A 3968-nucleotide genomic window follows, 5' to 3' on the forward strand; every position below is an offset into this window, starting at 1 on the left:
CTCCGACTTCACATCCAGTTCCTCAAGATGAGGGCTTTCTCCGGCAGTCTCGGCTCGGGCGAGGAAGAGCAGGCTTTGGATCACCCGGCTGATGCGGGCGCATTCTTCCAGCGCCGAGCCCAATACGTCCCGGTACTCCTCAAGTGAGCGTGCCCTGCCCAAGGCCACCTCGATCTCGCCACGGAGATTGTTGACGGGAGTTCGCAGTTCATGGGCGACATCGGCCGAAAACTGCGATATCTGTGCAAATGAGTCCTCAAGCCGGTCCAGCATGTCGTTGAACGTGTCGGCAAGAGACTGCAACTCCGCAGGAAGTCCAACAGTGTCGATGCGCTCATGCAGCGTGGAGGAGCGTATATTGCGCGCTGTCCTGATGATGTGTTCGACCGGACGCATCCCGCTGCGGGCGATTGCAAAACCGATCGCGGAGCAGAGCGCCAAGGAGATGGTCAGCACCAGCAGCAGCCGCTCTCGGTAATGTACCAGAAGACGCTGCTCATCGGTACGGTCGATAGCGACCTGGAACACCCTGCCCGCGCCCTTCCCATTGGTTATGCGGGCACTCAGGGTCTGGAACAGTTGCCCCGCGCTGGTCTGGATCGTGCGGATGACATCATGATGAGGCTGAATCGCCATCAGCGCCGGAAAATCGGCGACTGGCAACTCCCGGTCCATGCCGTTCGTCTCCATTTGCGTTCGGCCATCGGCCGCGATGACGCGGACCCAAATCAGCTGCGGCCGCGTAAATGATCCTGACGGGCTGGCAACCATATGCTTTGCCACATTCAGGTTCATCGAAGCATGAAGCAGATACTGGAGATTGGTCGCCGTATTGCTCATGATGCGCCGGTCCTCGGCTTCCAGATTGGCGGCGACGGTCCAGTACAAAAAGCCCGTGGCAGTCAAAATCAGCAGGAAACTACTCCCCGCGTACCAGGCGGTCATCCGCATGACCATCGAGCCACCGAACCGGCGCAGACTGCTCAGACGGCTCGGTTGCCTGGTAGAATCAGCCTTGTCGATGTTCAAGGATGTATCCTATACCCCGGACGGTGTGGATCAGCTTGATCTCGAAAGGATCGTCCACTTTCGAACGGAGCCGGTGCATATGGACATCGACAATATTGGTGCCGCTATCAAAATTTATGTCCCAGACCTGCTCGGCGATGAGGGTCCGTGATATCGCGTGTCCCGTGCGGCGCGCCAATAAGGACAAAAGCAGGAATTCCTTGGGTGTCAGATCGAGTGTCCGGCCTTGCCGCACAGCCTTGTGGCGCTGCACATCGATTTCCAGATCGGCCACCTGCAACATGGCCGCCTGACGCACGGGTCCGCGCCGGAGGATGGACCGTATCCGCGCCAGAAGTTCCGAAAAAGCGAAAGGTTTAACGATATAGTCATCCGCGCCCAGTTCAAGGCCGTGAACCCGGTCCGGCACGCTGTCCCGTGCGGTCAGGAACAAGACGGGAGTCTGGTTCTGCCGCTGCCGCAGCTCCCTGAGCACCGACCAGCCATCCCGTCCGGGCAGCATGACATCAAGAATGATCAGATCGTAGTTACCTTGGAGCATTAGTGAAACGCCGGTCTCGCCGTCCGCGGCGATATCAGCCACGAACTCATTCTCCTCCAGCCCTTTTTTAAGAAAAGCGGCCGTTTTTCGTTCGTCCTCCACAATCAAAATTTTCATGCCATTCAATCTTAGAACGAGCACAGGCGGGATTTCAAGGAAGGCGTTGAATTCAGATATTCTTTAGCGAACTATGAGCGTACAGCTAGGTTTGCGCGGTCAAAGATTAGTGCAATCCTTATTGGGTCGCATCAAGTTATCACCTATCTTGTAAACCTACGGCACTTCTCCGTTGCCGTTCCACTAAGAATTTTTGTCTTAGGCTTTCGTTGTGGGATCGACTGCTATAAATTTGCGTAATTCAAGACTTTCGGCAAGCCAGCTTGCTCGTTTCAAATCAATGGCTTACGTTTCCCGTAAGATATGTCCGAAACAAACCGCCCTTCCCGCCTGATCGGCTATGCCCGAGTCAGCACCTACGGCCAGACGCTCGACGCCCAACTTGAGCAGTTGAAGGCGGCCGGGTGTGCGAAGGTTTTTCGTGAGAAAGCGACTGGCGCGCGCGCTGATCGCCGCGAGCTGTTGAAGATGCTCAAGCATATCGCGGCCGGTGACGTGGTGACGGTGACGCGGATCGATCGCCTGGCGCGCTCGACGTTCGACCTGTTCGCGATGGTCAAGCAGATCGCCGACGCCGGCGCGCTGTTCCGCTCGCTGGCCGAGCCGTGGGCCGACACCGGCACCAGCACCGGACGGTTGATGCTGGCCGTATTAGGTGGCCTGGCCGACGTGGAGCGTGACCTGATCCGCACCCGGACGGCCGAGGGCCGCAGCCGGGCCAAGGCGCGCGGGCAGCACATGGGCCGCCCCCCTGCCCTCACCCCACAGCAGCAGGACGAGGCCCGGCAGCGCCGGGCCGAGGGGGCCACGTTGAAGGAGCTGGCCCAGAGCTACAACGTCGGGATTGCGACGATTGCCAGGCTTGGGCCCATGCCGGCCCCTGTTGATATCCGGCAGCCGACCGCAGCACGGAATGTCGCCCAGGCGCGAATAGCTATGGAGATAGACGCATGAACGTCGTGCAGATTCCGAGAAGAGCCGGCACGTCCGGCATCAACGACGGACAGCGAGCGGCCCTAGAGCGTCTTATCACCATCGCCAAGGGCGGCAGCGGCCAGTGCGAGCGCGTTGCCGATTTTCTTCTTGCGTGGTGGAACGGCGCGGATTGCGGCCGCTTCGATCTCACCAGCCTCTGGGGCCTTGAGCCGCACATCGCGGGCGATATCGTTACTGTCTTTGGCTTGATCTCCCAGCTTTGCAGCTACCCGGATCGACTGGGCTATGAGGCCGACTTCAAGGACATCATCCGGGTGTGGCGTCCGCACCTGGCAGGATAGTCGAACCGCGGCATCCATTCGGCTTCATGGACATAATTTGGGCAGAGCAAGCGTGATGATCGACAAGTTCCAAAAACGGCTCAGCAAGAAGTCCCGCAAGGGGTTCCGCGGGTGGCCGATGGGGACGATCGCTTTCTATGGCCCCGACCTCAGCCGCGCCTCCAAGGTGGTAGTCAGCATAATCCATACGGAGGGCGGCGAACCGGCGGAAATGCGGTCATGGTTCTCGGACGACACCGACGTGCGACATGACGAGGCGATCGGGCAGGAAATCGTCGAGTTCATCGCGTATCACGAGGTCAAATCGGTCGCGATGCCGGAGGGCATGAGATTGAGCAACCTGATGTCTGGAAAATAGGGCGAGCGGGGGTCAGGCATCCTGGTAGTCCCACTTGATGTAGCCCTTGGTGTCGGCGGCCCATTTTTCATCGATTTCGACGAGGACGGCGCTGACGAGGCGTTCGAGGGAGGCTTCGTTGGGGAAGACCCTGATTTTGGTGGTGCGGCGTTTGAGTTCCTGCTGGATGCCGCGTTCCATGGGGTTGGAAGTGCGAAGCCGGCGCTGGTGGGGTTCTGGCAGTGTGAAGACGGTGAGGCCTTCGGGGATATTTCGTTCGAGCCAATCGGCGAGCTTTGGTGCGGTGTCGCGATAGGCATTGACGAGGGTTGTGAGAGCGATCTGGGCAGCGGCGAGGGAATTTGCGTTCCAGACGGTCCGGAGTTCTGCGCCGATGCGTTTGCGGATGGCGTGGTTGGGGGCGTGGTGGATGGCGTTTTGGGCGAGGTGGAACTGGCATCGTTGCCAGTGTGCGGCGCCGAAGACGGCGCGGCGTGCGGCGTGCAATCCGGCATGGTCATCGGAGACGATGAATTCGACGCCTCGCAGGCCACGCTGATGGAGGCTTTCGAGGAAGGCACGCCAATGGACTTCGGCCTCGGAAAGGGCGACCGAGACGCCGAGGACACGGCGGCGTTCATCGGGTCCGATGCCGATGGCCGAGAGC

Annotated in this window: 6 protein-coding genes; 3 read left to right on the forward strand and 3 right to left on the reverse strand. The window is 59.8% G+C overall.

The genetic code is table 11. The features are described 5' to 3' along the window. Together SIL87_RS01280 and SIL87_RS01285 are read right to left on the reverse strand one after the other, a co-directional pair. A partial coding sequence (locus tag SIL87_RS01280) for a histidine kinase dimerization/phospho-acceptor domain-containing protein (protein ID WP_319612485.1) occupies positions 1–1029 on the reverse strand: 1029 nt, incomplete at its 3' end. Then, positions 1010–1687, reverse strand: a complete 678-nt coding sequence (locus SIL87_RS01285) for a heavy metal response regulator transcription factor (protein WP_319612486.1) — start codon at positions 1685–1687, stop codon at positions 1010–1012. The genes SIL87_RS01280 and SIL87_RS01285, both read right to left, overlap by 20 nt. A gap of 303 nt (positions 1688–1990) precedes the next feature. Here SIL87_RS01285 and SIL87_RS01290 point away from each other — a divergent pair, with 303 nt between their 5' ends. From SIL87_RS01290 to SIL87_RS01300, 3 genes are read left to right on the forward strand one after another with little or no spacing between them, the layout of a single operon-like run. Then, complete coding sequence (locus SIL87_RS01290) at positions 1991–2641, forward strand: recombinase family protein (protein WP_319612487.1); 651 nt, start codon at positions 1991–1993, stop codon at positions 2639–2641. Then, on the forward strand, positions 2638–2964 hold the full coding sequence (locus tag SIL87_RS01295) for a DUF7673 family protein (RefSeq protein ID WP_319612488.1): 327 nt from the start codon (positions 2638–2640) through the stop codon (positions 2962–2964). Before SIL87_RS01290 ends, SIL87_RS01295 begins: the two co-directional genes overlap by 4 nt. Positions 2965–3019: 55 nt before the next feature. After that, complete coding sequence (locus SIL87_RS01300; RefSeq protein ID WP_319612489.1) at positions 3020–3322, forward strand: hypothetical protein; 303 nt, start codon at positions 3020–3022, stop codon at positions 3320–3322. A 12-nt stretch (positions 3323–3334) separates the two neighbouring features. Here SIL87_RS01300 and SIL87_RS01305 read toward each other — a convergent pair. Continuing rightward, the coding region (locus SIL87_RS01305) for an IS256 family transposase (RefSeq protein WP_319612490.1) at positions 3335–3968 on the reverse strand (634 nt) is incomplete at its 5' end.

This window comes from Acidiphilium acidophilum, assembly GCF_033842475.1.
In the GTDB taxonomy this organism is placed as follows: domain Bacteria; phylum Pseudomonadota; class Alphaproteobacteria; order Acetobacterales; family Acetobacteraceae; genus Acidiphilium; species Acidiphilium acidophilum.